The 2,536-nt window shown below is 66.1% G+C and carries 1 protein-coding gene and 1 pseudogene; both read right to left on the bottom strand.

Translation table 11 applies throughout. The annotated features are described in order from the left end of the window. Window positions 1-145 precede the first annotated feature (145 nt). On the bottom strand, window positions 146-895 hold the full coding sequence (gene istB / locus KBY96_RS16210; RefSeq protein ID WP_315859507.1) for an IS21-like element helper ATPase IstB: 750 nt from the start codon (window positions 893-895) through the stop codon (window positions 146-148). 418 nt (window positions 896-1,313) lie between these two features. After that, a pseudogene (istA, locus tag KBY96_RS16205) lies at window positions 1,314-2,402 on the bottom strand (IS21 family transposase); the annotation flags it as partial. Window positions 2,403-2,536 lie beyond the last annotated feature (134 nt).

Genomic DNA, 2,536 nt, shown 5'->3' with positions numbered 1-2,536 from the left:
CTGCCCGGTGTCAACTACATAGGCGGGTGGCGTCAATTACGTTGGCGGGTCAGCCCCCCCCACCCCCCTGCCATGGCAGGGGGGTGGGGGGGGCTGCTGTTGGCGGGTGGTTGGCGGGTAATTGACGTCTGGTCAGGACGACGAATCAACCAACCGTGCTGTTGCCGGCACGTCGCGCCCGCTTGCGGCGGTAGCTCTCGCCATTGATCTGGATGATCGTGCTGTGGTCCACCAGCCGGTCCACTGCTGCCACGGTCATGGCGCTGGTGGAGAAGACGTTCTCCCACTCGCTGAACGGTTGGTTTGAGGTGACCAGCAGGGAGCGGCGTTCGTAGCGGTGCATCACCAGCTCAAACAGCACTGAGGTTTCGGCCTCGTCCTTGCGGACGTAGCCAATGTCGTCAATGACGAGCAGGGCATAGCGATCCAGCTTGGTGAGGGCCTTGGCCAGGGCGTAGTCGGCCTTGGCCCGCTGCAGCTCCTGCACCAGCGTCGTGGCGGAGTAGAAGCGCGCCGAGCGGTCCAGGGCAATCAGGCTGCGGCAGATCCCGGCCGCCAGGTGGGTTTTGCCCACACCACTGGGGCCAAAAAGCAGCAGGTTCTCGGCCCTCTCCAGCCAGCCGGTGTCGTGGGCGAGCTGCTCGATCTGATGCTTGTCCAGATCGGGGATGGCCGCCCAGTCGACGTCAGCCAGGGTTTTGGGCCATGGGAGCTGGGCCTCATGCAACAGCCGCCGCAGCCGCGCCTGGTGGCGCTGCTGGTGCTCCTGCTCTGCCAGCACATAGAGGTAGCTGGCCGGCGTCCAGCCGTCGGCTGTGGCCTGCTGCTCGGCCGCCTGCCACTGGCTGCGGAACTGCGCCAGTTTCAATTGCTTGAGAAGAGCCGGTAGGGCCATTTCCAGTGCCGGCCGGCTGGGGGGCTCCACCCAGGAGTTCGTCATAGCTGCTGAGGGTGTGTTCAGGGATCTGGAGTTGGGGCATGGCCGCCAGCCCCCGTGGGGGGCGCAGGCCGTAGTGATCACGCAGAGTCGTGAGGCTGAGGGTGCCGCCACGGAGCTGACGCCGCAGATACCGTTCCACGGCTGCAAGGTCGCCCGCTTTGGCAGCGATGTGGAGGGCATCGACCATCACCTTGGCCGCCTCCTCCGGCGGCAGCGCCACCAGCAGCGCTCGCCACAACTGCCGCCAGCTCTCGCCAGGCAACAGGTCGCTCTGCAGCTGGGCACGCAGCAGGGCCCTGGGCTTGCGGCGCAGGCTCTCGATCACATGGCGGAAATCAATCCGCCGCAGCGGTCCGCTCTCGCCCTTGCGGGCATGCAGCCGTGGCAGGGTTTCGACGAACTGGCTGCGTAGGAACAGATCCAGTCGGTCATGGCGCAGATGCACCGTCAGTTGCTGGCCGATCAGCCGTGAGGGGACGCTGTAGGTGACGGACCTGACCTCGATCGTGCTGGTGCTGCGCGCCCGCACCACCAGGGGCTCGTAGTCGGCAAAGCGCTCCACCGGCAGCGGTTGCAGGTGCAGCTGCTCGATCTCCAGCCTGCCGGCCACCTCGTAGCGGTTATTGAGTGTGGCGGTGACCTGGGCCATCAGCTGGCGGTACTCGGCCTCAGTGGCGAAATCCCTGCTGCCGCGCTGGATCAGCTGCTGCTCCAGCCGATGTTTCAAGTGGCGATGCGGGCCCTCGATGGCGCCGTTCTCATGGGCGACGCCGCGGTTGTTGCGGGTGGCGATCACACCGATGTGGGCGCAGAGCTCGCGGTAGCGGCTGGTGAAATCGGCGGCGTAGCTGCCGTTGCGGTTGCGGTAGCAGGCGCTGAGGCTGTCGGTACGGTGTTCGGCCGGCACCCCGCCGCAGAGCACCAGAGCGTTCTGCAGGGCTTCTGCAAGCGCCACAAAGCTCTCACCGCCATGGATCACCTCCACATGGCACCAGCCCGAGTAGGGAAGGCGGAAGTGGAACAACCGGTGTTCCAGCACCACACCAGCGATGGTGATGGGAGGGCCCTTGAGCAGGGTGAAATCGGAGATCCCCAGCACACCAGGTTGGTGCGTCTGCAGGAACATCACGTCCTGAGCAGGGCCATGTAAGGCCCGCCACTGCTCAACGCGGCGCTGCAGGGTGCGTTTGCGCCGGTACCACTCCTGGCCGGGGGCGGTCTGCTCCAGGTGCAGCAGCAGGGTCTGGGGTTCAAGCTGCGGTGCCTTCTCCAGCATGGGCACCAGCACGCTGTCCCACACCTCAGCGAGGGGATCGGCGCGGGTGCGCCAGTGCCGTCCTCGCTGCTGCTGCTGAGCACTGGATTGCAGCTCGCCGCGGTCGATCCGCTGGGCGCTGCGCACCGAAATGCCCACTGCATCAGCAGCAATCTGCTGGCTCAGGCCACGGGCCCGTTTGGCCATGTACTGCTCCTGGGTTCGCAACGACAGAGAGGCGGGCATCGCGGAGCTCCAGACCGGTATCGGCGCCCTGTTGTCGCGTCATGAGACCCGCCTATGTAGTTGCGCGGTCCCGCCTATCTAATTGTCGCCGTGCA

It is taken from the genome of Cyanobium sp. ATX 6A2, assembly GCF_024346355.1.
Classification (GTDB): domain Bacteria; phylum Cyanobacteriota; class Cyanobacteriia; order PCC-6307; family Cyanobiaceae; genus NIES-981.
Note: the sequence above shows the minus strand (reverse complement) of the source record. Positions and strands in the feature narration are given on the sequence as shown.